General features: G+C 65.7%; 21 protein-coding genes and 1 pseudogene. 14 read left to right on the forward strand and 8 right to left on the reverse strand.

The features are described 5' to 3' along the window. The first annotated feature begins 113 nt into the window (after positions 1 to 113). The 4 genes and pseudogenes from AKG11_RS24205 to AKG11_RS24220 all read left to right on the forward strand — a co-directional run bounded on the left by AKG11_RS24205 (position 114) and on the right by AKG11_RS24220 (position 4,190). Positions 114 to 1,628, forward strand: a complete 1,515-nt coding sequence (locus tag AKG11_RS24205) for a sugar ABC transporter ATP-binding protein (RefSeq protein WP_050745765.1) — start codon at positions 114 to 116, stop codon at positions 1,626 to 1,628. After that, positions 1,628 to 2,677 (forward strand): ABC transporter permease, encoded by a 1,050-nt coding sequence (locus AKG11_RS24210; protein WP_197284013.1) that lies wholly within the window; start codon positions 1,628 to 1,630, stop codon positions 2,675 to 2,677. Before AKG11_RS24205 ends, AKG11_RS24210 begins: the two co-directional genes overlap by 1 nt. A 46-nt stretch (positions 2,678 to 2,723) precedes the next feature. Beyond that, positions 2,724 to 3,767, forward strand: coding sequence for a substrate-binding domain-containing protein (locus tag AKG11_RS24215; RefSeq protein ID WP_023513568.1), 1,044 nt, complete (start codon positions 2,724 to 2,726; stop codon positions 3,765 to 3,767). Between the two features lie 112 nt (positions 3,768 to 3,879). Further along, positions 3,880 to 4,190: pseudogene (locus tag AKG11_RS24220) on the forward strand (type II toxin-antitoxin system RelE/ParE family toxin). Between the two features lie 52 nt (positions 4,191 to 4,242). Here AKG11_RS24220 and AKG11_RS24225 read toward each other — a convergent pair. From AKG11_RS24225 to AKG11_RS24235, 3 genes are all read right to left on the reverse strand, one after another. Beyond that, positions 4,243 to 6,297, reverse strand: a complete 2,055-nt coding sequence (locus tag AKG11_RS24225) for a bifunctional aldolase/short-chain dehydrogenase (RefSeq protein WP_050745766.1) — start codon at positions 6,295 to 6,297, stop codon at positions 4,243 to 4,245. A 58-nt stretch (positions 6,298 to 6,355) separates the two neighbouring features. After that, positions 6,356 to 7,321, reverse strand: coding sequence for a sugar-binding transcriptional regulator (locus AKG11_RS24230; RefSeq protein WP_023513566.1), 966 nt, complete (start codon positions 7,319 to 7,321; stop codon positions 6,356 to 6,358). A gap of 185 nt (positions 7,322 to 7,506) precedes the next feature. After that, positions 7,507 to 8,247 (reverse strand): SDR family NAD(P)-dependent oxidoreductase, encoded by a 741-nt coding sequence (locus AKG11_RS24235; RefSeq protein WP_050745767.1) that lies wholly within the window; start codon positions 8,245 to 8,247, stop codon positions 7,507 to 7,509. A gap of 100 nt (positions 8,248 to 8,347) precedes the next feature. Here AKG11_RS24235 and AKG11_RS24240 point away from each other — a divergent pair, with 100 nt between their 5' ends. Beyond that, entirely contained in the window at positions 8,348 to 9,001 is a 654-nt protein-coding gene (locus tag AKG11_RS24240; protein ID WP_050745768.1) for a TetR/AcrR family transcriptional regulator, read from the forward strand. Here the strand turns inward: AKG11_RS24240 and AKG11_RS24245 are convergent. Then, the gene (locus tag AKG11_RS24245; RefSeq protein WP_050745769.1) at positions 8,964 to 9,380 is read right to left on the reverse strand and encodes a DUF2000 domain-containing protein; all 417 of its coding nucleotides are present in this window, start codon (positions 9,378 to 9,380) and stop codon (positions 8,964 to 8,966) included. The two genes, AKG11_RS24240 and AKG11_RS24245, sit on opposite strands and share 38 nt — an antisense overlap. A 130-nt stretch (positions 9,381 to 9,510) precedes the next feature. Between AKG11_RS24245 and AKG11_RS24250 the strand changes: the two genes are divergently transcribed. Beyond that, positions 9,511 to 10,002, forward strand: a complete 492-nt coding sequence (locus AKG11_RS24250) for an Lrp/AsnC family transcriptional regulator (RefSeq protein WP_050745770.1) — start codon at positions 9,511 to 9,513, stop codon at positions 10,000 to 10,002. Positions 10,003 to 10,048: 46 nt separating this feature from the next. On the opposite strand, the gene AKG11_RS24255 is transcribed toward AKG11_RS24250, so the two are convergent. The 3 genes from AKG11_RS24255 to AKG11_RS24265 form a co-directional block, all read right to left on the reverse strand. Next, on the reverse strand, positions 10,049 to 11,563 hold the full coding sequence (locus AKG11_RS24255; protein WP_050745771.1) for a tripartite tricarboxylate transporter permease: 1,515 nt from the start codon (positions 11,561 to 11,563) through the stop codon (positions 10,049 to 10,051). A gap of 31 nt (positions 11,564 to 11,594) precedes the next feature. Continuing rightward, positions 11,595 to 12,050: a tripartite tricarboxylate transporter TctB family protein gene (locus tag AKG11_RS24260; protein ID WP_050745772.1), complete on the reverse strand. Its 456-nt coding sequence runs from the start codon at positions 12,048 to 12,050 to the stop codon at positions 11,595 to 11,597. Between the two features lie 89 nt (positions 12,051 to 12,139). Continuing rightward, on the reverse strand, positions 12,140 to 13,114 hold the full coding sequence (locus AKG11_RS24265) for a Bug family tripartite tricarboxylate transporter substrate binding protein (RefSeq protein WP_050745773.1): 975 nt from the start codon (positions 13,112 to 13,114) through the stop codon (positions 12,140 to 12,142). Between the two features lie 227 nt (positions 13,115 to 13,341). Between AKG11_RS24265 and AKG11_RS24270 the strand changes: the two genes are divergently transcribed. From AKG11_RS24270 to AKG11_RS24280, 3 genes are read left to right on the forward strand one after another with little or no spacing between them, the layout of a single operon-like run. Then, positions 13,342 to 14,013: a response regulator transcription factor gene (locus AKG11_RS24270; protein WP_023513558.1), complete on the forward strand. Its 672-nt coding sequence runs from the start codon at positions 13,342 to 13,344 to the stop codon at positions 14,011 to 14,013. Further along, complete coding sequence (locus AKG11_RS24275; RefSeq protein WP_050745774.1) at positions 14,010 to 15,398, forward strand: sensor histidine kinase; 1,389 nt, start codon at positions 14,010 to 14,012, stop codon at positions 15,396 to 15,398. Before AKG11_RS24270 ends, AKG11_RS24275 begins: the two co-directional genes overlap by 4 nt. Then, positions 15,395 to 16,474 carry an ABC transporter substrate-binding protein gene (locus tag AKG11_RS24280; RefSeq protein ID WP_050745775.1) on the forward strand — a complete coding sequence of 360 codons (1,080 nt, stop codon included), beginning with the start codon at positions 15,395 to 15,397 and terminating at the stop codon, positions 16,472 to 16,474. Before AKG11_RS24275 ends, AKG11_RS24280 begins: the two co-directional genes overlap by 4 nt. 24 nt (positions 16,475 to 16,498) lie before the next feature. On the opposite strand, the gene AKG11_RS24285 is transcribed toward AKG11_RS24280, so the two are convergent. Further along, on the reverse strand, positions 16,499 to 17,419 hold the full coding sequence (locus AKG11_RS24285) for a GntR family transcriptional regulator (protein WP_023513555.1): 921 nt from the start codon (positions 17,417 to 17,419) through the stop codon (positions 16,499 to 16,501). Between the two features lie 133 nt (positions 17,420 to 17,552). Here AKG11_RS24285 and AKG11_RS24290 point away from each other — a divergent pair, with 133 nt between their 5' ends. From AKG11_RS24290 to AKG11_RS24310, 5 genes are read left to right on the forward strand one after another with little or no spacing between them, the layout of a single operon-like run. Continuing rightward, complete coding sequence (locus AKG11_RS24290) at positions 17,553 to 18,737, forward strand: C45 family autoproteolytic acyltransferase/hydolase (protein WP_050745776.1); 1,185 nt, start codon at positions 17,553 to 17,555, stop codon at positions 18,735 to 18,737. Next, positions 18,719 to 19,660 carry an ABC transporter permease gene (locus AKG11_RS24295; RefSeq protein WP_023516681.1) on the forward strand — a complete coding sequence of 314 codons (942 nt, stop codon included), beginning with the start codon at positions 18,719 to 18,721 and terminating at the stop codon, positions 19,658 to 19,660. The genes AKG11_RS24290 and AKG11_RS24295 overlap by 19 nt, the downstream gene beginning before the upstream one ends. Then, entirely contained in the window at positions 19,657 to 20,490 is an 834-nt protein-coding gene (locus AKG11_RS24300; RefSeq protein ID WP_023516680.1) for an ABC transporter permease, read from the forward strand. Before AKG11_RS24295 ends, AKG11_RS24300 begins: the two co-directional genes overlap by 4 nt. 4 nt (positions 20,491 to 20,494) lie before the next feature. Then, positions 20,495 to 22,165 carry an ABC transporter ATP-binding protein gene (locus AKG11_RS24305; RefSeq protein WP_050745777.1) on the forward strand — a complete coding sequence of 557 codons (1,671 nt, stop codon included), beginning with the start codon at positions 20,495 to 20,497 and terminating at the stop codon, positions 22,163 to 22,165. A 27-nt stretch (positions 22,166 to 22,192) separates the two neighbouring features. Continuing rightward, complete coding sequence (locus tag AKG11_RS24310; protein ID WP_023511993.1) at positions 22,193 to 23,044, forward strand: hypothetical protein; 852 nt, start codon at positions 22,193 to 22,195, stop codon at positions 23,042 to 23,044. Positions 23,045 to 23,061: the final 17 nt, after the last annotated feature.

The following is a 23,061-nucleotide window of genomic DNA, read 5'->3' on the forward strand; positions in this document are numbered from 1 at the left end:
CTGCCGGTCATCCCCCCGTTCTTGCGCACAGCTAAGGCAGCATTCTGTCAAATGTCAATGGCCTTGACATTTGATGAGAGCCTATCCTAACCTGCCTTCATCGGGAGGAGAGAATGAGCGAACAGGCGGTGTTTCGCATTGGGGGCGTGCGCAAATCCTTTGGGCCGGTAACGGTGCTCCAGGGGGTGGACCTCGACCTCAAGGCCGGCGCGGTGACGGTTTTGATGGGCGCGAACGGCGCCGGCAAATCCACGCTCGTGCGCATCCTTTCCGGCGTCTACACGCGCGACGACGGAGTGATCACGCTTGCCGGCAAGCCCTTCGAACCGGCGACGCCCGCCGAGGCGATCCGCGCCGGCGTCGTCACGGTGCACCAGAACATCAACGATGGCGTCGTCGCCGATCTTGACGTCGCGACGAACCTCACGCTCGACCGGTTGAACGGGCGCGGCGCAAAACTGTTCTTCAATCCGCGCCGGGTGCGCCGCGAGGCCGCGGCTGTCGCTGCCCGCATGGGTCTTGCCATCGATCTTGCGGCCAATATCAACGATCTGACGCTCGCCGACCGCCAGATGGTGGCGATCGCGCGCGCCATGGCGCATGAGCCGAAGGTGCTGATCCTCGACGAACCGACCTCCTCGCTTTCCAGTGCCGAGGCCGATCGCCTGTTCGATCTCGTCGACCGGCTGAAGGCACGCGGCGTCGCCATTCTCTACATCTCGCACCGCATGTCGGATATCCGGCGCCTTGCCGACAGCATCCTCTCACTGCGCGACGGCCGTATCACCGGCCGGTTCGAAGGGCCGGAGCTCGATTACGAGGGCGCGGTCGACGCCATGCTCGGGCGCAAGGTCTCGGCCGGCGCGGTCGCCGTGCGAGAGGCGGGCGCTCCGGTCTTCGGCGTGCGGGGCCTGAAACTTTCCGAGCAGGCGCGGCCGTTCGATTTCGACCTCGGTGACGGCGAGATCGTCGCTGTCACCGGCCTTGTCGGTGTCGGCAAGACGGTACTCGCCGAAACGCTGTTTGGCGCCCGCGCGCCGGCAGCGGGCGAAATGACGCTCGATGGCCGGTCCTACGCACCGACAAGCACGGGCCAGGCGATTGCCCGCGGCGTCTTCCTTGTCGCCAAGGACCGCGCGATCAGCGGCATCGTGCCCGATTTCAACATCTACGAGAATATCAGCCTGCCGTTCCTGCGCCGGCTCTCGGCCTTCGGCGTCGCGAGCCGACGGGCGGAAAGGGCGAAGGCGCGCCGGCAGATCGATGCGCTCGGCGTCGTCTGCCGCAGCGAGCGCGACGAGATGCAGACGCTGTCGGGCGGCAACCAGCAGAAGGTCATGGTCGGCCGCTGGCTCTCCGAGCCGTCGCGCCTCCTCATCCTCGACGAACCGTTCCAGGGCGTCGACATCGCCGCCCGCCGCGATATCGGCGAGAAGCTGCGCGCCTCGGCCGCCGGCCGCTCCACCATCCTCTTCCTGACCGAACTCGACGAAGCCTTCGAGGTCGCCGACCGCATCCTCGTGATGTCGGAGCAGACCATCGTCGGCGAGCACCGCAACGCCGACATCGACGTCGAGCGGCTGCTCTCCGAGATCGCCGGGCAATTCTATCAACAGGTCAATGCATGATGATGAGTGAAGAGAGCAAATCCGCCGCCACCGGCGCCGTTCCATCGGCGACCCTGAATTTCAGGGAAGCCGCCATCAAATACGGCTTCCTCGTGCTGCTCGCCGGCATGGTACTCTATTTCTCGCTGGTGACGGGCGGTTTCGCCTCGCCGCAGAGCGCCGTCTTCATCCTGCAGTCCGTGTCGATAACAGGCATCCTCGCGCTCGGCGTCACCGCGACGCTGGTCGTCGGCGGCTTCGACCTTTCCATCGGCTCCGTCGCGACAACGGCGATGATGGCCTCCTCCTATGTCATGGTGGTGATGGGCGGCGATGCGCTGACGGCGACGCTCGCCTGCCTTGCCGTCGGCGTTCTCGTCGGCCTCGTCAACGGCATCATCATCGTCTACATGCGCGTGCCGGATCTGCTCGCCACGCTCGGCATGATGTTCCTCCTGCTCGGTCTCCAGCGCATCCCGACCGAGGGACGCTCCATCGCGACCGGCATGACGCTGCCGGACGGCTCGACGGCGACAGGCGCCTTCAGCCCGGCCTTCTTGGCGCTCGGCCGCCACCGGTTCGATTTCATCTTGCCCAATCTCGTGCCGGTGTCCGTCGTCGTGCTGATCGTGCTTGCCATCGTCATCTGGTTTTTCCTCGAATACACCCGCTTCGGCCGCATGATGTACGCCGTCGGCTCCAACGAGCGGGCGGCGAGCCTCGCCGGCGCGCCGGTCAATGCCTACAAGATTTGGGCCTATATCATCTCGGGCGTCTTCGCCTCGATCGGTGGCATCTTACTTGCCGCCCGGCTCGGGCGCGGCGACATCGCCTCCGGCAACAACCTTTTGCTCGACGCCGTCGCCGCCGCGCTGATCGGCTTCGCCGTGCTCGGTGCCGCCAAGCCGAACGCCTTCGGTACCGCCGTCGGCGCGCTTTTTGTCGGCATTCTGCTGCAGGGCCTGACGATGATGAACGCGCCCTATTACACGCAGGATTTCATCAAGGGCGCGGTGCTCGTCATCGCCCTGATCTTCACCTTTGCGCTCTCGAAAAGAGGCAAACGCTGAAACCGCCTGACAGACAATCAAAAGTTCACCAGTGGAGGAGACTGACATGAACCTTACTCGCAGAACCCTGGGCAAGATAACGCTCGGGCTGATGGGCGCGGCGGCTTTCGCCGTGCCGTCCTTTGCCGCCGATATGCCGGCGCCCTTCGACAAGCCCGGCGACGTGAAGATCGCGCTGGTGCGCTATCTTTCGACCGGCGACTTCTTCCAGTCCTATCTTGCCGGCGTGGAGGCGCAGGCCAAGGCGCTGGGCGTCAACCTGCAGGTCTTCGACAGCCGCCAGGACGCCGCCCTCCAGGCCGACATGGTCGACCAGGCGATCGCGCTCGGCGTGCAGGGCATCATCATCCAGCACGGGCTGACCGAATCCATGAAAGAAGCCGCCCAGCGCGCGGTCGATGCCGGCATCAAGGTCGTCGCCTTCGACGTCAACGTCGAGAACGAGAAGATCCCGCAGATCGAACAGTCCGACCGCGACCTCGCCCGCCTTGCCCTCGAGCAGGCGATCAAGGACAACGGCGAGAGCTTCAAGGCCGGCTATGTCTATGTTGCCGGCATCGCGCCGCTCGACCGTCGCGACGAGACCTGGAAGGAATTCAAGGCGAAGTATTCGGGTATCAACGAGGCCGCCCAGTTCGGCACGATGGACAACCCGATCGCCAATTCCGTCGCCAACCAGGCCCGTTCTGTCATCTCCGCCAACCCCGACATAACCGTGATGTTCGCCCCCTATGACGAATTCGCCAAGGGCGTGAAGATCGCCGTCGACGAGGCGGGCCTCTCCTCCAGCGTGAAGATCTACTCCGCCGACATCTCGACATCCGACATCGCCGCCATGCGCGAATCCGGCTCTGCCTGGGTCGCGACGGCCGCGACGAACCCGGCGGTGGTCGGCCAGGTCTCCGTCCGCTCGCTGGCCATGCTGCTCGCCGGCGAAGACCCGGGCAAGCAGGTCATCGTCCCGCCGACGCTGATCACCCAGAAGGACCTCAACGACCAGGACATCAAGAACATGGAAGAGCTGGGCGTGAAGCTGCCGCAGTTCGCCCATGCGGATGTGGCCATGCCGGCCTGGATGCCGAAGCCCTGATTTTTGGCATGTGAATGGATGAAGGGCGGCCTGTAACGGCCGCCCTTTCCGTTTGTGCGGTGCTATATCGGACCCCTTAAAGGACTATACTTGGTCCGAATGCGGCGCTGCGATGAAGCTTTCCGAAGACGCCGAGCGGGACACCGAAGACTTCTGTCGCTTCATCGCCCATCGCGACGGGCAGAGACCGCCAGGCGCATCCTCGGTGAGCTCGAGGTGCCCGTAATGAGCCTCGAAGAACTCCCGGAGCGCGGGAACATCCCGAAGGAAGTGGTTTCCATCGGGATCAGCGAGTATCGTGAGATCCATCACAAACCCTGGCGCATGATCTGCCGAATTATGGGATCGGACGCCGTCGTCTATTGTGTCGTCGACGATCGCCCGGACATGCAGCCGTTTCTGGAGCGCCGGCTTTTTCGATAGGGTTTCGGGGCGGCCGGCAAGCCGCTGCCCTTCGTCTTCTCTCCTCGATAACTCAGCGCATTGCCGCCGCGATATTGCCGCCGTCGACGGTGGTGACGTCGGCGGTCGTGCGCTCGGCGAGGGCGTGGTGCACGAAGGCGCGGGCGACGTCGTCCGCGGTCACCTCGAGGCCGAGCAGGTTGCCGCCCATGTACTCCTTGACGGACAGGCCGCGGGCGGCGGCACGGTTCTCGATCATCTCGTCGTTGAGCAGGCCCGATCGGATGCGGTCGGCGTTGACGGCGTTGACGCGGATGTGGTCGGCTCCATGTTCCAATGCGTATTGCCGCGAGAGGAACAGCGTTGCCGCCTTCGGCAGGCCGTAGGCGCCGAACTTCGCGCCCGGATTGACCGCCTGTTTGGAGGCGTTGAACAGCAGCACGCCGCCGGTCTTCTGTGCCTTCATGATGCGCACGGCGTTCTGCGCCACGCTCTGGTGGGCGAAGAAGTTGAGTTCGAAGCTCTTGCGCAGAAGCGCGTCGTCCATCGTGGCGATCGGGCTCTCCCAGGCGGCGCCGGCATTGGAGACGACGATGTCGACGCCGCCGAAGGTGGCGATGGCCTGATCGAAGGCGGCGCGCACGGAGGTAGGGTTGGTGATGTCGGCAGAAACGCCGATCGAACCGTTGCCCGCGGCCTTCGCCACTGCAGCGGCCTTCTCGCCGTCGAGGTCGAGCACGACGGCATGCGCGCCCTCCGCCACGAAGGCCTTGACGATCGCAGCACCGATGGCGCCCGCACCGCCGGTAACGAGCACGACCTGGCCGGTGAAGGGTTTTGGTTTGGCGCCGGCAAGTTTTGCCTGTTCCAGCGACCAGTATTCGAGGTCGAAGAGGTCCGGTCGGCTCACCGGCTCGAAGCGGCCAACGGCTTCCGCGTCGCGCGCGGCCTCGATCCACATCTCGCCGACATCGACGGCGATCGTCGCATCCTTGTAGGTGCGGCCATGGCCGAACAGGCCAAGGCCCGGCACCAGCGTCAGGCGCGGCATTGGATCGAGCATGATGCGCTTGACGTCGTCGCGGGCGTCGTTGCTGCGAAAATACTCGGTATAGTCGGCTGCAAAGGCGGCGACCCGTTCGTCGATCACGGCGCGATAGCCGGCAAGATCGTCCTTCGCCGGGGCCGGCAGCACCATCGGGCCCGTCTTGATGCGGATCGAAAGGTCGGGCGTCGACACGCCGCGGGCGGCCATGTCCGCAACTTGCGTCGCGTTGACGAAATCGAGGATGGCGGGGGAGGCGCGGAAGACACTGACCATGCGGTCGTAGCGGCCTTCGCCCCTGTCGACGGCGACGGCGCCACGCAGCATCGGCGCGATGTCATTGGGGTCGGCGAGGGTAGCGGGCAGGGCGGCTGGTGTGAACGGGTTGCGGCCGTTCCGCTTCACATGGTCCTCCGCCAGCGTGACGTAGTGGATCATCCGGTCATAGGCTTCCTTCGCCGTCTCGCCGAAAGTGAAAATGCCGTGCTTGTCGAGGATCAGGCCCTCGACCGTCGGGTCGCGGTCGAATACGTCGGCGGCCGCCTTGGCGAGTGCGAAACCGGGCATGATATAGGGCACGAAGCCCATCTTCTTCCCGAAAAGCGCAGCGCACATTTTCGCGCTTTCCGCCTGGTCGGCGATGGCGAGAATGGCGGTCGAATGGGTGTGGTCGACGAATTTGTGCGGCAGGAAGGCATGCAGCAGCGCCTCCACCGAGGGGTTCGGTGCGGCGGGATCGATGAGATTGGCACGCAGCAGCGTCACCATGTCCTCGTCCGAGAGTTTGGCGAGCTTGCGGCTTTTCAGGAGCGGAGTGATCTTCACGGCGGGCAGGCCCGGCGGCTCGATCGTGCCCATGTCCCAGCCGCTGCCCTTGACGCAGAGCACGGCATGGATGTCGCCGACGAGGTCCGTCATCTCCGTCTTTACGGAGGTGTTGCCGCCGCCATGCAGCACGAGCCGCGGCTCGCTGCCGAGCAGCCGCGTCGTGTAGGTGCGCAGTGCCAAGTCCCGGTTGATGCCTTTGGCTGCATAGCCGGCCACGGCCCGTTCCGCCTCGTCGTCGCGCCAGAGATTTTCCATCGTGTTCAGCCTCCCGATAAACCGGCCCGGCCGGCATCGGCGGACCAAAACTTTTGGCTCAAGCCTTGCCGAGCCCTTCGCGGTTCCAGCGATCCAGCACCCGCCGCGCCATCGATGCGGTGACGATGAGATGCGAAGCGAAGCCGCCCTTCAGCGCCGCCATCAGCGGTTCGAATTTGCTGTCCTCCTGCACGACGAGCATGCGCTTGCGGATCGCGCGGATGGAAGCGAGGTCGGCGGAGATGCAGCGCCGGTTGTGTTCGCAGTCCATCCACTGGCCGTCGCCGTCGATGAGTTGTCCGGCGATGACGCCGACGGCACCCCGCTCGCCCATCGCATGCATGTCGGCGGCCGAGAGCGCGCCGCATTTGACGAGATGGCTGTCATCCTCGATGCCGCCGACGGAGTAGAGCGCGAGCTGGCAGTCGGAAATCGTCGCGAGCTGCTCCCGGATGACGGGTTCGCCGCGCAGCTCCTCGGCCAGCCGCTCGGAGGACAGCACGAGCGGCGCATAGAAATTGATGCCTTCCGCATTGAGGCGGCGGGCGATTTCCGTGGTGCACTGGTCCGGGCGATAGGAATAGGGCGCGCCGAGATTGCCGCAGAGCTGCACCACGGTGACGCCGCTGAGATCGGCGAAGGGCATGACATCGGCGATGTGATAGACGGTACGGCCCCAGGCCACGCCGATCCGGTCGCCCTTGTTGATGAGCTCGAGGAAGACCGAGGCGGCGACGACGGGCATTTCGGCGGCCGGATCCATGGCCTGCCGGTCTTCCGGCACCAGCCACGCCGTCGTCAGCCCCGTCGCATCCTCCAGCTCGCGGGCGAGGACATCGTCGGAAAACAGCTCCGTCGAGGTGGCGATGGTGACGATGCCCATCTCGCGCGCCTTGCGCAGATACATGGCGATGGAGGCGCGGGAGATTTCCAGCTTCTGTGCCACTTCATCCTGCCGCAGCCCATGCGTATAATAGAGCCAGGCGGCCTTGTGGATGATCTGGTCGTTGGCGCGGATGGGCATTGCGGGTCTCTCGCGAAGGGCTTTTGACATTATTCATTGTCGCTGACAAAAGTCAATGCGCTGGAGCGATGCTGCCAGCGTGATGCGTGAGGCTTGGCAGGGGGGCGGCCTCCGACAAACAGAAACAGCGGAAGCGCGCAGGGCGCTTCCGCTGTTCCGATCGTTTGCGAGAGGGGCGGGCCCCCTTATGCGTTGGTGCCGCCGTCGATGATGTGTTCGGCGCCGGTCACGGAACGGGCCTGAGGACCTGCCAGCCAGGCGACGAATGCCGCAATGTCGTCCGGGCTGCCATAGCGCGGGATTGCCATCGCCGCGCGCTGGATATCCGCGGTCTCGCCCGTTGCGGGGTTCATGTCCGTGTCGGTGGAGCCCGGATGAACGATGTTGGCGGTGATCCCTCGCGGCCCGAGATCGCGTGCGATGCCGCGGGTGAAGCCCGACAGCGCGGCTTTGCTCAGCGCATAGAGGCTGATGCCTGGCCACGGCACGCGCTGTGCCAGGTTGCTGCCGATGGTGATGATCCGGCCGCCATCGGGCATGTGGGCGATGGCCTGCCGGGTGGCGACAAAGACGGCGCGCACGTTGATGTCGATCGTGCGGTCGAAATCCTCCAGCGTCAGATCGGAGAGGGAGGCGGCCTGGAAGATGCCGGCATTGTTGACGAGGATGTCGATGTGCCCCTCGGCCTTCGCCGTTGCATCGACGGCTGCCGCGACGGCTGCAGCGTCCCTGTTGTCCGCCCTGATGGCGACGGCCTTGCCGCCCGCGGCCTCGATGGCCGCGACGGTGGCCGCGGCTGCGGCCTCCGCGCTGGCATAGGTGAAGGTGACGCGTGCGCCCTCCCGCGCCAGCTGCCGGGCGATCGATGCCCCCATTCCTCTGCTGCCGCCGGTAACGAGAGCGATTTTTCCGTCGAGGTTTGCCATGTCCTATCTTTCTGTGTTGATCGATACATAATTACTGGATCATCTTGCCGAAGCCCGTCAAGTGATTTATTTATCGATCGACACAAAAAAGGAGATGAGAATGGCGTTGCGCGGCCGACCCCGGGCCTTCGACAGGGATGCGGCCCTGCGCAGGGCCATGGAGGTGTTCTGGGCGAAGGGCTACGAGCGCACCTCGCTGGCCGACCTGACCGAGGCGATGGGCATCAATTCGCCCAGCCTCTATGCGGCGTTCACCAGCAAGGAAGCACTGTTCCAGGAGGCGCTGGCGCTCTACTCCACAACGGAGGGCAGCGAGATCTGGGAAGGCGTGCCCGCCGCGCCGACCGCGCGTGCGGCCTGTGCGCATCTGCTGCGCGCCACGGCGGAGGCCTTCGCGAGCGATGACAAGCGCCGCGGCTGCATGGTCGTATTGTCCGCGCCGCAGATGGACGGGGCCAGCCCCTCCATATGCGACACGCTGAAACACCGCCGTGCAGCAACCACGGCCGTGCTGCGGGAGCGCTTGAGACGGGCGGTCGCAGAGGGCGATCTTCCCGCAACCGCCGATGTCGAGGCCATCACGGCCTACATGGTCACCGTGCAGCACGGCCTCTCCATCCAGGCGCGGGATGGCATATCCCGCGAGACGCTGCTGGCCATTGCCGACTGCGCCATGGCGGGCTGGGAGAATCTCGTTTCCGCCGGTGGCACAGCCGTCAGCGAAGCAGCTTCAGGGAACCTGTCAGGGACTTGACCCACCGGCTTTCGCCGACGAGCCCCAGCCCGTCGATGGTCTCCTCACCAAGGTCGCGCTCGGGGAAGGTCGCCTCGTAGTCGGCATAGCTGTGCAGCGCGCGCGCAAAGGACGGGAAGGCGACGATGACGCGGCCTGCCTGCCGTGGCAGTGTCTTGGCCAAAAGCGCGCCGATCGTCCGGCTGTCCGCCTGAAGCACCGGTACGGGCATGTTGGAGCTGATGTCGATCGTCGCCTCTTGCCGGTCCGTGAGCCGGCGGCCCCCGAGCGCCGGCATCGCCGCCCCCATGCCGATCGAGACGGCCGCGATCGTGTTGGCGAGATGGCCCGGCGGCAGGTCGGGATTGACGATGATGGCGAGACGGACGTCTTCGAGCATGGCGGCTTTTCTCCTCTGTTGCAGTGCCGGCGAGACTACAGGGGGCGGGCGGGCAGGTTCTTTCTGATATTGCTGAGGAAATCGAAATTGCGGTAGGATCTGCCTTATAAAGCAAACAAGGAGGCAGGATATGCCGGAAACGCTCGCCGCATCGGATGTGAAGATCCTCAAAGCGCTTCAGGAGGACGGGCGCTTGAGCAACCAGGCGCTTTCGGGTGCGGTGGGCATGTCCGCTTCGCCGTGCTGGCGACGTGTCCGGCAACTGGAGGACGAAGGGGTGATCCAGCGCTATATGGCGGTGCTGGGGCGGCGGGAGATCGGCCTCGGGGTCCTCGCCTTCATCCGCGTCAAGATCGACAGCCATACCGAGGCGGAGGCGGAGGCCTTCGCCAGCGAGGTGATGAAGCTCGATTGCGTCGTCGCCTGCTACAGCATTGCGGGTGATGCGGATTTCCTGCTGCAGGTCGTCTCGCAGGATCTCGACACCTATTCGGACTTCGCCATGAGTGTCGTTCGGCGGCTGCCGGGTATCAAGGAAATGCAGACCACGTTCGTCCTCAAGGAAATCAAGCCGTTCAGTGGCCTGCCGCTACCTGCCGAGGGCGGGCGCCGCGGCCGGTAGGCGTTGCCGGGGCGCGAGTGGTCCCGCGCCCCGGTCCGGGCATGCGTCAGCCTTCGCCTTCGGCCTGCTTGAAGAGCAGGGCCTTCTGGCGGCGCGAGAGGAGGAGCGGAAGGAGCGCGACGGCGGCGGCCATGATCCAGAGCGTGATCGAGATCGTGCTCTGGAACAGGATCGAAGGATCACCGCCGCTGATCGCCAGCGCATTGCGCAGGTTCACCTCCATCACATTGCCGAGCACGAAGCCGAGGATGATCGGCGCCATGTCGAAGCCTGCCTTGCGCAGCATCCAGCCGGCAAAACCGATGCCCAGCATCAGGAAGATCGAGAAGACCGAGGCATGGGTGGAATAGACGCCGATGACGGACAGCACGAGGATGCCGGGCACCAGCAGCCAGTTCGGCACGGTCAGCACGCGGGCGAAGATGTTGACCAGCGGCAGGTTGAGCGCGAGCAGGATGAAGTTGCCGACGAAGAGCGAGGCGATGAGGCCACCGACCACTTCCGGCCGCTCGACGAGTAGCATCGGGCCCGGCTGGATGTTGTAGAGCATCAGTGCGCCGAGCATGACGGCGGTCGTTCCCGAGCCCGGCACGCCGAGCGTCAGCATGGGCACGAAGGCGCCCGCCGCGGTCGCGTTGTTGGCGGCCTCCGGCGAGGCGAGGCCCCGCACGTCGCCCTTGCCGAAAGTACCCTCGCGGTCGGAGATGCGCTTTTCCGTCGTATAGGAGACGGCGCTGGAGACCGAGGCCCCGGTGCCCGGGAGCACGCCGACGATGAAGCCGATAAGCGAGCCGCGCAGGGTCGCGCCCATGCTCTTCACCACGTCGCTCATGCGGGCCGTCATGCGGCCGAGTTCGCGCACCACCGTGACGCCACGGCCCTGATGCTCGAGGATCAGCATCGCCTCGGACACGGAGAACAGGCCGATGACGAGCACGACGAACTCGATGCCGTCACCGAGTTCCGGCTCGTTGAAGGTGAAGCGGTAGGCGCCCGAGGTGGCGTCGAGGCCGACGGTCGCCAGCATCAGGCCCAGCGTGCAGCCGATCAGCGTCTTCACGGGTTGGCTGCCGACCATGGAGCCGAGGGTGGCGAAGGCGAAGATCATCAGCACGAAGTACTCCGCCGGGCCGAAGCCGATGGCAAGGCCGGACAGCAGCGGCGCGAAGAAGGCAAGGCCGATGACACCGAGGATGCCGCCGACGAAGGAGGCGATGCCGGAAAGGGCAAGCGCCTCGCCGGCGCGGCCCTGCTTGGCCATCGGATAGCCGTCCATCGCGGTCATGACGGCGCCGGCATCGCCCGGCACGTTGAGCAGGATCGAGGAGATGCGCCCGCCATATTCCGCCCCGCAATAGACGGCGGCGAGCAGGATCATCGTGCTCTCGGCGGGCAGCCCCATCGTGTAGGCGATGGGCATGAGAAGGGCGATGCCGTTGATCGGGCCGATGGCGGGAAGTGCACCGACCAGCGTGCCGATGAAGCAGCCGATGAAGCCGATCAAGAGGTTCTGGTACGTCAAGGCGACGCCGAAACCCTGCCAGAGATAGTCGAGGTTCATGAAAATGACCTTTCAGTTCGCGGCCGGTCGATCAGCCGAAGAGGGAGCCGGTCGGCAGATAGACCTGGAGCACATAGGCGAAGACCGTCCACCACAGCAGCGTCTGGAGGACACTGCCGATGAGGGCGTGCTTGAGCGGTGCGCCGAAGACGAGCGCCGCGCCGAAGGTCAGGACGAAGGTCGAGCCGGCAAAGCCGAGCGGTTCGAACAGCGCGACCGAGAGCGCTAGGATGGCCGGGATGGCAAGCACGCGCAGCAGCGCCGGCCCCGCCGGAATCGCCTCCACGGTGCCCGGCCAGACGAGATAGAGAAGGCTCAGCCCCGCCAGCAGCGCCGCCAGCATGACCGGAACCGCACGCGGCCCCAGCGGGTCCGACGAGAAGGCGTATTCGATGGTTGCGCCTCCGACGCCATAGGCGATGGCGATGCCGAGAAGGATGAGCGCCGCGATGCGGCTCACGCGCCGGTTTTCGACCGTGTTGGACATGGTGGTCTCCCGTGTTTTCTGAAGGGGTGCCCGGGTCCGGGGCAGGCCGCCCCCGCCGCGAGGATGCGGACGGGGACGGCCGCGCCGCCTTACATGCCGGCTTCCTTGGCGAGCACCTTGAAGCGCTCCACATCCTGCTTGACGCGGGCATCGAAGGCGCTGCCGATCAGGGTGAACTCGAAGAGGCCGCGGGCATCGCGCTCCTTGGCGAATTCCGGCGTCTTGGCCATCGCCTCGAAGGATTTTACCCACCAGTCGTAGTCGGCATCGGAAACATCCTTGCCGACATAGTAGCCGCGCCAGACCGGCCAATCGATCTCGAAGCCCTGTTCGCGGGCGGTCGGCACGCCGGCAAGTTCGCCCGGCAGGCGTTCCGGCGCCATGACGGCGAGGATGCGCACCTTGCCGGCGACATGGTGCTTGACCATCTCGGCCGCATCGCCCGAGCCGACCTTGACATGGCCGCCTTCCAGCGCCGTCAGCACGGCGCCGCCGCCTTCCAGCGCCACGTAGCGCATGGTCTTCGGATCCTGCTCGGCCGCCTTGGCGATGAGCGAACCCTTCATCCAGTCCTGCGAACCGACGGCGCCGCCGCCGGCCACGGCAAAGCCGGCCGGGTCCGCCTTGTAGGCGGCGACGAGTTCCTTCAGCGTCTTGTGCGGCGAATCGGCGGCAACGACGATCACGCCGTAGTCCGCACCGAGCGCACCGAGCCAGCGCACCGCGGTTTCATCCGGCTGGCCGAATTTGCCCTGGGCGATCAGGAGCGCCGAACCGGAAGAGGCGGCCGAGATGAGGTTGCCGTCATTGCCGCGCTTGCCGACGACGTGGTTGTAGGCGACGGCACCGACGCCGCCCTCCATGTAGGTCACCGTCATCGGGGTCGAGATCCGCTTGGATTCTAGCAGGGCATTGGCGGCCAGCCGGCAGGTGAGGTCGAAACCGCCGCCCGGCTTGGCGCCGGCAAGGCATTCCGGCTTGGCGGGCTCGGCGAAGGCCGGCGCCATGGCGGCAAGGCTTGCAAGCGCAGCCCCGGCGAGGAGTTTCGAGATGGATCGGATCATGGTCTGCTTCTCCCGTTGTGGTTTCCGGGGAGGCGATGGGCGCACGAACGGGTGCGCGCTCGCGGTGGTCGCGGCGCGGCGTCGGTCGATACGGGAACTCTCCTCCGGGCAGCCGACACAGTCTCTCCCGTCGGCTGGCGATCCTTCCTACGCCGCTTTCCTGTCACAACGCTGTCATGCCTCGCCCGGCTTGATTGCGCCCCCTTCAGCGTGCCACGCTCACGCGTATGCGTATCCTCCTGGTGGAAGACACCGACGATGTCGGCGAAGCGATCAGCCGTCGCTTCGAACAGATCGGGCACAGCGTCGACTGGCAGGTCGACGGGCTGGCAGCCTCGGAGATTCTCGATTTCACGCCCTACGATCTGGTGATCCTGGACGTGATGCTGCCGGGCCTCGACGGGTTCGAGATTCTGCGCCGCCTGCGCCTGCAGAAAAATCCGGTGCCGGTGCTCGTGCTCACCGCCCGTTCGGAAATCGACGACCGGGTGAGCGCGCTCGATCTCGGCGCGGACGACTATCTCGTGAAACCCTTCGATTTCCGCGAACTGGAGGCGCGGGCCCGCGTGCTGATGCGTCGGCGCTCCGGCGGCGAGCCGACCAACATCATCACCTGCGGCGACGTGGCGCTCGACCGGACGAACCGCAACGTGCGCATCGGCAACCGCGAGATCCAGCTGAAGCGCCGCGAGATGAGCCTTCTGGAGATCCTCGCCTCACGCCCGGGCCGCATCTTCAGCAAGCAGGAACTGCTCGACCACCTGTTCGGTTTCGACGAGGCACCGGACCAGAACGCGATAGAACTCTACGTTGCAAGGCTGCGCAAGAAACTGGAAGGGGCGGAGAGCGTCATCGTCACCGTCCGGGGCCTCGGTTACAAGCTGGTGGCCGGCCCATGAAGACGGAAACCTCGCTCTTCTCACGCCTGCTGCTGCGCGTGGCGCTGGTGCTCTTCCTCGGTGCTGCCGGCATCGTCACGGCGGCCTGGTTCTACGCGGCGGCGGCGGCGGACGAGGCGTTCGACCGCCTGCTGCAGGGCGCCGCCTTCCAGATCGCCGAAAACATGGTGGTGGAAGACGGCGCGCTGGAGATCAACATGCCGTCTTCCGCCTTCGAGCTGCTGGGGCTCGCCACCCGCGACCGCATCTTCTACCGCGTCGTCGGAACGGATGGGAAGACGTTGACCGGTTACGAGGATCTGCAACCGCCGATAGATCTTTCTGAAAGCCGGCGGGCACCTGTCTTCGTCTCGACACGCTACGGCAATACGGACGTGCGCATGACGATCGGCGCCCGCGCCGTCTCCGACCCCGCGCTGAGCGGCTGGGTCTACATCATCCTCGCGCAGACGACCGAGGCGCGCACGGCGCTCGCCTCGGAGCTGACGGCGCGGGCGGTCATCCTCGTCGCGGTCATGGCCTGCGCCACGCTTTTCGCAACGGCGCTGGCCCTTCGGCTCTCGCTCCGGCCGGTCGTCGACCTGTCCCGGGTGCTGCACGACCGGGAGCCGCAGGACCTGACGCCGCTGGCTGTCGAGGTGCCGCGCGAACTGTCGCCCTTCGTCGGCTCGATCAACTATTTCATGCGGCGGCTGGACGAGCGCATGCGCCTGCTCCATCGCTTCATCGGCGATAGCGCGCACCAGATCCGCACGCCGCTGACGGCCCTGCTTGCCCAGCTCAGCCTCGTCGATGAAAAGGGGCTTTCGAACGAAGGGCGCCACCATCTGGCGCGGGTGCGGGCACGGGTGGAGGAGCTGTCGCACCTGACAAACCAGCTGCTCGGCCACGCCATGGTCATCCATCGTTTCGATTCGGAAAAGCTCGTGCCGATCGATATCAGGGACGTCGCGCGTCGTGCCTTCAAGCGTGCCGTGCCGCTCAGCCTCGATCCCGATATCGTCGCCGCTTTCGAGGCGCCGGACGCACCGGTCATCGTGCTGGGCGATGCGCTCAGCCTGCGCGAGGCCATGGTCAACGTCATCGACAATGCGCTGCGCCACGGCGCCGTCGCCAAGCTCGACGTGCGCGTCTCGGTGACGGGGGAGACGGCGCTTTTCGCCGTCGAAGACGACGGGCCCGGCATCCCGCCGGAACGATGGCCGGAGGTCATCACGCGCTTTGCCTCTTCCCGTTCGGAACGCCATGTTTCCGGCCTTGGCTTCGCCATCGCCGCGGAGGTGGCGAACCTGCTCGGCGGCCATCTGCGCTTCCTTGCCGCCGCCGATGGGCGCGGCTTCACGACCATCATCGAATTGCCGCTTCATCAGGAGGACAGGACATGATCCGCAAGGCGCTTGCCTGCACGCTTCTGGTGCTGCCGTTCCTCCTGCCGCGGGCCGCCGTCGCGGTGGAGGGCGACCGGCAGGTCTTTCCCGCCGCAACGGAAAGGGCGCGCCTCGTCATCCACGGCGCGACGGACATCGAGGCGATGCGGCCGTTGCTCGAGGATTTCCGGGCGCTTCGTCCGGAGGTGACGCTGGAATATGTCGACTATCTCACCAACGAGCTTTTCCGCGAGGCGAAGGCGTCTTGCGCGAGCGGCGAGCATGTCGCCGATCTTCTCCTGTCCTCTTCGGTGGATCAACTCGTGCGGCTTGCCAATGACGGCTGCGCGGTGGCGCATCGCACCGGGGAAACGGTGCCGTCCTGGGCCAACTGGCGCGAGGAGGTCTACGGCTTCAGCTTCGAACCGGCCGTGATGGTCTACGACGAGCGGCAGGTGCCGCCGGAGGACGTGCCGCGCAGCCACCACGAGCTCGCCGAACTGCTGCGGCAGAAGTTCGAAACCTATCGCGGCCGGGTCGGCACCTACGATGTGCGCGCCTCCGGCATCGGCTACCTGCTCGCCTATAATGACTCTCGCGTCGCGCCCACCACCTATGGCCGCCTGCTGGAGAGCTTCGGCCGGGCGGAGACGGTCACGCGCTGCTGCAACAACGAGGTGCTGGACGAGTTGCGCCGCGGCAACATCGCGATCGCCTACAACGTGCTCGGTTCCTATGCCTATGCCGCGCATCTGCGCGATCCGCACCTGCGCCTCGTCCTGCCGCGGGACTACACGCTCATCCTCTCCCGCGGCGCTCTGATCCCGGCGACCTCCCGGCAGAAGAGCCTTGCCGGCGCCTTCCTCGATTATCTCCTGTCCGAGCGCGGACAGAAGAAGGCGCGCCAGGCCTCGTTCTATTTCAGCGCCAACGGGCTGCTGCCCTACGGAGTGGACGGTCCGACCTCGCTCATCGATACCGGCATCGGCCGGCCGATCCGCATCGGCCCGGCGCTGCTTGCTGCGCAGGACCAGGCCCAGCACAAGCGCTTCACCGAGGAGTGGATCACCGTCATGGAGGGCAAGCAGCCCTGAGCGGGGCCGCTTCCTCGGAGACGATCAGACGCGTTCGCTCGTTCCGAATTCCAGCGCCTGTTTCAGGTGCTGGCGCAGCAGGGCCTCGGCCCAGTCGAGGTCGCCGTTTTCCACCGCATCGAGAATGGCAAGGTGCTCGCGACAGGACTGCTCGATGCGTTCGGCCGGCAGCTCGAAGAAAGCGGCCGATTCCTGCATGCGGCGCAGGTTGTTCTGGTGGCGGATCGAATCGGTAAGGAACCGGTTGCCGGAAAAGCCGGCAAGGTTCTCATGGAAGAAGGCATTGACGCGGAACCACTCGTCGCTGCCCGAGCGGCTGGCGGGATCGTCGATGATGCGCTCGTGCGAGCGGCGGATCTGCGCGGCGATCTCCTTGTCCACCTTGAAATGCGGCGTGCGCAGTGCCGAGCATTCGACGATGGCGCGAAACTCGTAGCTTTCCCGATAGGCGTCGTCACCGACCAGCGAATCGACGAAGCGCCAGCCATGGCCGGGCAGGCGCTGCGCCAGCCCCTCGGCGGCGAAGCGCATCAGCAGCTTGCGCACGGTGCCGCGCGACACGCCGTAACGCGGCATGAGCTCGGCCTCCGACACGTCCTGCGGCAGGGTATCCTGCGCCCGCTCGCGCAGCATGCGCCGATAGAGGTCCTCGATCGGCGAGACCGGCAGGATTTCGGCAAGGTCGAGCGTCGAGACGTCGCGCGCCACGCGCAGGCCCCGCTTTTCCATCGGCTGCAGCACGCCCTTTTCCACGAGCAGATCGAGCGCGCCCGCTATTGGCGAGCGCGACACGCCGAAGAGCCGCGCCAGTTCCGGCGCGGAAATGCGGGTGCCGACCGTCAGGTCCGCATCGCGGATCCGGTCGATGATCCGGCGGGCCAGATCGAGCTGCAAGATGCTGGGGCCGTCCGTGTGTTCGGCGTCCGAAAGGTCCGTATCGTCCATGGGTCCCTCACTATCATTTGCATTATAGCGCGAACACAACGCAATGCGAATTGATAATTTTTCAAATTTACTGCTTTTCATATTCACAAAATGCATTAAGCTGCAATCAAAGACGGAAACGAGGCAGCGGCATATGGCAGACATCACCCCTTTCCCCCTCATCGAGATCAGCGGTCCGCCGCGGGAGCGCGGTCGCATGTATGGCGAGAAGGCGCGGGATCGTATTCATCTCTCGGCCGGCCTCTACACCGGTCAGCTCCACAAGCTCGGCTTCGACGATGCCGACATCGAACGTCTCGTCACTCTCTTCCTGCCGCGCATCCGTGATTGGGCGCCGGACCTGGTGACGGAGATGGAGGGCATTGCCGAGGGGGCGGGAGTCAGTCTGTCTGCCGTTGTGCTGGTCAATGCGCGCACCGAGGTGCTGCAGCTTGCACGGTTGGAGGCAGGCGTTTCCGACGAAGAGCCGGACGGTTGCACCGGTGCCGTGCTGCTGCCGGAAGTGACGCGCGACGGCACGGTCATCCACGGCCAGAACTGGGACTGGCGCGCCGAATGCGCCGACACGTCCGTAGTGCTGCGCATCCTGCGCGATGACGGACCTGATATCCTGACCTTCACCGAGGCGGGCGGTCTCGCCCGCAGCGGCTTCAATTCCGCCGGCATCACGATCACCGCCAACTATCTCGAAAGCGACCGTGACTACCGCGAGATGGGCATTCCGCTGCCCTTCATCCGTCGTCGGGCGCTGGAGGCGCGGCATTTCGCGATGGCGCTGCGCGTCGTCGCCATCACGCCGAAATCCGGTTCGAACAACATGATGCTGAGCACGGCCGAAGGTTATGCGGTCGATCTCGAATGCGCACCGGACGAGGCGTTTCCGATCTATCCGCAGGACGGCGTGATCGTGCATGCCAACCACTGGCAGAGCGCTGTCGCTCTCTCCAAGCTCAAGGAGACCGGTCTGCCCAACGTGCCGGACAGTCTCTACCGCGATCACCGCGTCCTGAAGGTCCTGCGGGAAGGCGGCGGCAAGCTCGGCGTCGACGACCTGAAGCGCGCCTTCTTCGACGATTTCGCCGCGCCCTTCTGCGTCTGCCGCGCGCCGCTCGCCAAGGATGGCGGCAATCTCTCGGCGACGGTCGCGATGATCCTCTGCGAGCCGGCGAAGGGCGTCATGGAGATCGCGCCACTGCCGGCGATCAACCGCACCTTCACGCGCTATGAGCTGGCAATGGACGACGATGCTTTCGCCCGCGCGGCCGGGTCCAAGGATGAAACACTCGACAGGGGGAAACGATGGTCCGCTTCCTCCTGACCCGCATCGCCACGGCAATCCCCACGCTGTTTCTCGTCTCCATCACCGTCTTTGCGCTGATGCGGGCGATCCCCGGCGACCCTGCGGCGCTGATGCTGGGCGACCTCGCCCAGCCTGGCCAGCTAGAGGCGCTACGCGCCGAAATGGGCCTCGATCGGCCCATCGCCGTGCAATATCTCTACTGGCTCGGCGACGTGCTGACCGGCGATTTCGGCCAGTCGATCTCGACGCGCCAACCCGTGCTGCCGCTGATGCTGGACCGTTTCTCCGTCTCGGCCACCATCGTCCTCGTGGCCGTCTTCTTCGCGACCTTGATCGCGGTGCCGGCGGGCATGTTCGCGGCCTGGCGGCAGAACCGGGCCGGAGACATCGCCGTCATCGCCACCTCGACGCTGCTGCTCTCCATTCCCAGTTTCTGGCTGGGGCTGATGCTGCTCCTGATCTTCGGCCTGCAGCTCGGCTGGCTGCCTGTTGTCGGCTACGTGCCCTTCAGCCGCGATTTCGGCGGCGCGCTGCTCTACATCATTCTGCCGGTGGTGACGCTGGTTCTGGTGGAATCCGGTTCGATCACCCGCATGGCCCGGGCGAGCACCATCGAGGTGGCGCGACTGGAATACATCACCCACGCACGGGCCAAGGGGCTTTCCGAGGCGACCGTCATGTGGCGCCACGCCTTTAAGAACGCCTTCGCGCCCACCCTGACGCTGATCGGCCTCGTGCTCGGCAGCCTGCTTGCCAACATCGCCGTCATCGAGACCGTCTTCACCATTCCCGGCCTCGGGCGTCTGCTGGTGGATGGCATCTATGCCCGCGACTATCCCGTCGTGCAGGGCTGCATGCTGTTCACCGCCTTCCTCTACGTGGTGGTCAACCTCCTGGTCGATCTCCTCTATCCGCTTCTCGATCCAAGGGTGACGGCATGATCGCACGGGCATTCGGCCTTCCGGCACTGCGTTTCAACGGCCTGATCGGCATTCTCGTCGTCGGTCTCCTGCTCCTCGTCGCGGTCTTCGGCCCGTTGTTTGCGCCCTATGATCCCCTGAAGCTCGACCTCATGGCGCGCCTCAAAGGCCCGTCCGAGGCGCACCTGCTCGGTGCCGACGAGTTCGGCCGCGATCTCCTCAGCCGGCTGGTCTACGGCGCGCGCACCAGCGCCTGGATCGCCTTCGCCACCGTCGTCTTCGCCATCGTCTTCGGCACGATCCTCGGTGTGCTTGCCGGATTCCTGCGTGGCTGGACGGATCGCATCCTGATGATGGTCAACGATGCGCTGCTCGCCTTTCCCGGCCTTCTGCTCGCGCTCGGCTTCATGGCGGTGTTCGGCGCCAGCCGCAACGGCATCATCGTGGCCCTCGGCATGGCCTACATGCCCGTCGCCGTGCGCGTGGTGCGCGGCACGGTGCTGTCGATCCGCGAGCGGGAATTCGTCGAGGCTTCGAAGGTGATCGGCAACAGCGGCATCGTCACCATGCTGCGCCATGTGCTGCCCAACTGTCTGGCACCGATCATGGTGCTGGCGACGACGATGTTCGGCTGGGTGGTCCTGTCGGAAAGCGCACTCTCCTTCCTCGGCCTCGGTGTGCCGCCACCGGCGCCGAGCTGGGGCAACATGCTCTCAACAGGCCGCCCCTACATCAACCAGGCGCCGCATATCATCATCCTGCCCGGCCTCTGCATCTCCATCACGCTGCTCGGCGTGAATCTGCTCGGCGATGCGGTGCGCGACTGGCTCGACCCCAAGATGCAGGATTGACCCCATGGCTGGTATCGAGACCGTGCTTTCCGTCGAAAATCTCTCCGTCCGCATGGGGCAGGCCGGCCTTACCGTGGTCGATGGCCTCTCCTTTTCCCTGCCGGCCGGCGAGATGCTGGCGCTGGTTGGCGAATCCGGTTCCGGCAAGACCATGGCCGCCCGCTCCGTGCTGGGTCTTCTGCCGCCGCCCTTCATGGCGACGCCCGAAAGCCGCATCCGCTTCAAGGGCACGGATCTCGTCAGCGCGCTGCCGGCAAAGATGCGGGAAATCCGCGGCGCCGGCATCGGCATGGTGTTCCAGGAGCCGATGGTCTCGCTCAACCCCGCCATGACGATCGGCCGGCAGATGGCCGAAGGTCTGGCGCTGCACAGGAAGCTCGGCAAGGCCGAGATCCGCGACAGGAGCCTTGCCATGCTGGAGCGCATCCGCATCCAGGATCCGGCGCGCTGCCTTGCCGCCTTCCCGCATGAATTTTCCGGCGGCATGCGCCAGCGTATCATGCTCGCCTCCGTCATGCTGCTGAAGCCGGCGCTTCTCATCGCCGACGAGCCGACCACGGCGCTCGACACGCTGATCCAGCGCGACGTGCTCGACCTGATGGTGGAGCTGACACAGGAAAACAACACCGCGGTCCTCCTCATCAGCCACGATCTCGGCATGGTTTCGCACTACGTGCGCAACGTCGTGGTCATGCACAAGGGCAGGGCGGTGGAGCAGGGCGACAGCAAGGATGTGCTGCATGCCCCGAAACACGACTACACGCGGCGCCTCGTCGACGCCCTGCCGCGCCGCAGCGCCGGCGGCAGCCGGTCGGCAAGCGCGCCGGCCGAGGCGCTGATCGAGCTCAAGGACGTGGTCATCGATTATCCCGGCCGTGCAAAGCTCTTCGGCCGGGCGGCGGGAAAACGCGCCGTGCATGGCGTCGATCTCGCCATCAACCGCGGCGAGACGCTGGCGCTGGTCGGCGCTTCCGGCTCCGGCAAGACGACGCTCGGCCGGGCGATCGTCGGACTGGTGACGCCTTCCGGCGGCACGATGGCCTTCCGCGGTGCGCCGCTCGCCTACCGGAACGATGCCGGCGGCCGTGCGCTGCGCCAATCGATCCAGATCGTCTTCCAGGACCCCTATTCCTCGCTCGACCCGCGCCAGCGCATCGCGGAGATCGTCGGCGAGCCCTTGAAGCTCGACCCGGCGATGGATCGCGGAAAGCGGCAGGCGCGGGTGGAGGAGGTGTTTGCCGAGGTCGGTCTTGCGCCGGAGCTCGCCGGCCGCTTTCCGCACCAGCTCTCGGGCGGCCAGCGCCAGCGCGTGGCGATTGCTCGCGCCATCGTCAGCCGCCCCGCCTTCGTCGTGGCCGACGAACCGGTTTCGGCGCTCGACATGACCGTGCAGAAGCAGATCCTGAAACTCTTCCGCGATCTTCAGGCGCGCTACGGCTTTGCCTGCCTGTTCGTCTCGCACGATCTCGGCGCGGTGGAGCAGGTGGCCGACCGGGTCGCCGTGATGGAGAACGGCCGCATCGTCGAGATCGGCACGCGCGACGACGTCTTCGACCGGCCGCAGCACGCCTATACCCGCCGCCTGCTCGACGCCGCCATGCTGCTCGACCGCACCTTCGCAGGCACGGATGGCGCAGGCAGCCACCGCCTCCTGTCAGGGGCGGCAGGCCTTTAGATTTTCGATACGGAGAGGAGACCATCCATGCGCAATGTCAGCGGTCACGGCCAGAAGCTGTCCTATTACGATTTCGGCCATACGACCGTCTATGCCTCGCGGCTCGACCAGCGTTTCCCCTATTGCGCCTATGTACCCGACGACTACGAGGAGGATGGCGAGAAGACCTACCCGCTTGCCGTCATCGTGCATGGCACGGAGCGCGGCATGCAGGCCTATCGCGATGCCTTCGCCGATTTTGCCGAAGCCAACGGCGTCATCGTGCTGTGCCCGCTCTTCCCCGCCAACATCTGCTTCCCGGGCGATCTGTCGTCCTACAAGATGCTGCGCGACGGCGACCTGCACTATGACGCCATCATGCTCGATATGATCGCCGAGATGCAGGAAAAGTACCGCATCGAGGGCGACCGGGTGATGATGTACGGCTTTTCTGGTGGCGGCCACTTCACCCACCGGTTCCTCTACCTTCATCCCGAGCGTCTGCTCGCCGCCTCGATCGGCGCGCCCGGCGTCGTGACGCTGCTCGATTTCGACCATGATTTCTGGGTCGGCGTGCGCAATTTCGAGACGGTCTTCGGCAAGCCGATCGATCTCGACGCGATCCGCAAGGTCGCCGTGCAGATGGTGATCGGCGGTGACGACCTGGAGACCTGGGAAATCACCATCTCGCCCGACGACGACTGGTACATGCCGGGCGCCGATCTGGCCGGCGCCAACCGCAACGACCGCATGCGCGCGCTGAAGAAGAGCTTCGAGCAGCACGGCATCGGCGTGCGGCACGACATCGTGCCGGGCATTGCCCATGACGACCATCAGCTCATCGGCAAGGTCAAGGATTTCTTTGCAGAAACGCTGGGCGCAATCCGCGAGCGCTCCTGACGATAACAAAGCGGGGA

The organism is Shinella sp. SUS2 (genome assembly GCF_001262505.1).
In the GTDB taxonomy this organism is placed as follows: Bacteria; Pseudomonadota; Alphaproteobacteria; order Rhizobiales; family Rhizobiaceae; genus Shinella.

Coding starts and splice junctions, on each gene's coding strand:
- AKG11_RS24205 (WP_050745765.1), top strand. CDS start 114: ATGAGCGAACAGGCGGTGTTTCGCATTGGGGGCGTGCGCAAATCCTTT.
- AKG11_RS24210 (WP_197284013.1), top strand. CDS start 1,628: ATGATGAGTGAAGAGAGCAAATCCGCCGCCACCGGCGCCGTTCCATCG.
- AKG11_RS24215 (WP_023513568.1), top strand. CDS start 2,724: ATGAACCTTACTCGCAGAACCCTGGGCAAGATAACGCTCGGGCTGATG.
- AKG11_RS24225 (WP_050745766.1), bottom strand. CDS start 6,297: ATGGAAAATCTCTGGCGCGACGACGAGGCGGAACGGGCCGTGGCCGGC.
- AKG11_RS24230 (WP_023513566.1), bottom strand. CDS start 7,321: ATGCCCATCCGCGCCAACGACCAGATCATCCACAAGGCCGCCTGGCTC.
- AKG11_RS24235 (WP_050745767.1), bottom strand. CDS start 8,247: ATGGCAAACCTCGACGGAAAAATCGCTCTCGTTACCGGCGGCAGCAGA.
- AKG11_RS24240 (WP_050745768.1), top strand. CDS start 8,348: ATGGCGTTGCGCGGCCGACCCCGGGCCTTCGACAGGGATGCGGCCCTG.
- AKG11_RS24245 (WP_050745769.1), bottom strand. CDS start 9,380: ATGCTCGAAGACGTCCGTCTCGCCATCATCGTCAATCCCGACCTGCCG.
- AKG11_RS24250 (WP_050745770.1), top strand. CDS start 9,511: ATGCCGGAAACGCTCGCCGCATCGGATGTGAAGATCCTCAAAGCGCTT.
- AKG11_RS24255 (WP_050745771.1), bottom strand. CDS start 11,563: ATGAACCTCGACTATCTCTGGCAGGGTTTCGGCGTCGCCTTGACGTAC.
- AKG11_RS24260 (WP_050745772.1), bottom strand. CDS start 12,050: ATGTCCAACACGGTCGAAAACCGGCGCGTGAGCCGCATCGCGGCGCTC.
- AKG11_RS24265 (WP_050745773.1), bottom strand. CDS start 13,114: ATGATCCGATCCATCTCGAAACTCCTCGCCGGGGCTGCGCTTGCAAGC.
- AKG11_RS24270 (WP_023513558.1), top strand. CDS start 13,342: ATGCGTATCCTCCTGGTGGAAGACACCGACGATGTCGGCGAAGCGATC.
- AKG11_RS24275 (WP_050745774.1), top strand. CDS start 14,010: ATGAAGACGGAAACCTCGCTCTTCTCACGCCTGCTGCTGCGCGTGGCG.
- AKG11_RS24280 (WP_050745775.1), top strand. CDS start 15,395: ATGATCCGCAAGGCGCTTGCCTGCACGCTTCTGGTGCTGCCGTTCCTC.
- AKG11_RS24285 (WP_023513555.1), bottom strand. CDS start 17,419: ATGGACGATACGGACCTTTCGGACGCCGAACACACGGACGGCCCCAGC.
- AKG11_RS24290 (WP_050745776.1), top strand. CDS start 17,553: ATGGCAGACATCACCCCTTTCCCCCTCATCGAGATCAGCGGTCCGCCG.
- AKG11_RS24295 (WP_023516681.1), top strand. CDS start 18,719: ATGGTCCGCTTCCTCCTGACCCGCATCGCCACGGCAATCCCCACGCTG.
- AKG11_RS24300 (WP_023516680.1), top strand. CDS start 19,657: ATGATCGCACGGGCATTCGGCCTTCCGGCACTGCGTTTCAACGGCCTG.
- AKG11_RS24305 (WP_050745777.1), top strand. CDS start 20,495: ATGGCTGGTATCGAGACCGTGCTTTCCGTCGAAAATCTCTCCGTCCGC.
- AKG11_RS24310 (WP_023511993.1), top strand. CDS start 22,193: ATGCGCAATGTCAGCGGTCACGGCCAGAAGCTGTCCTATTACGATTTC.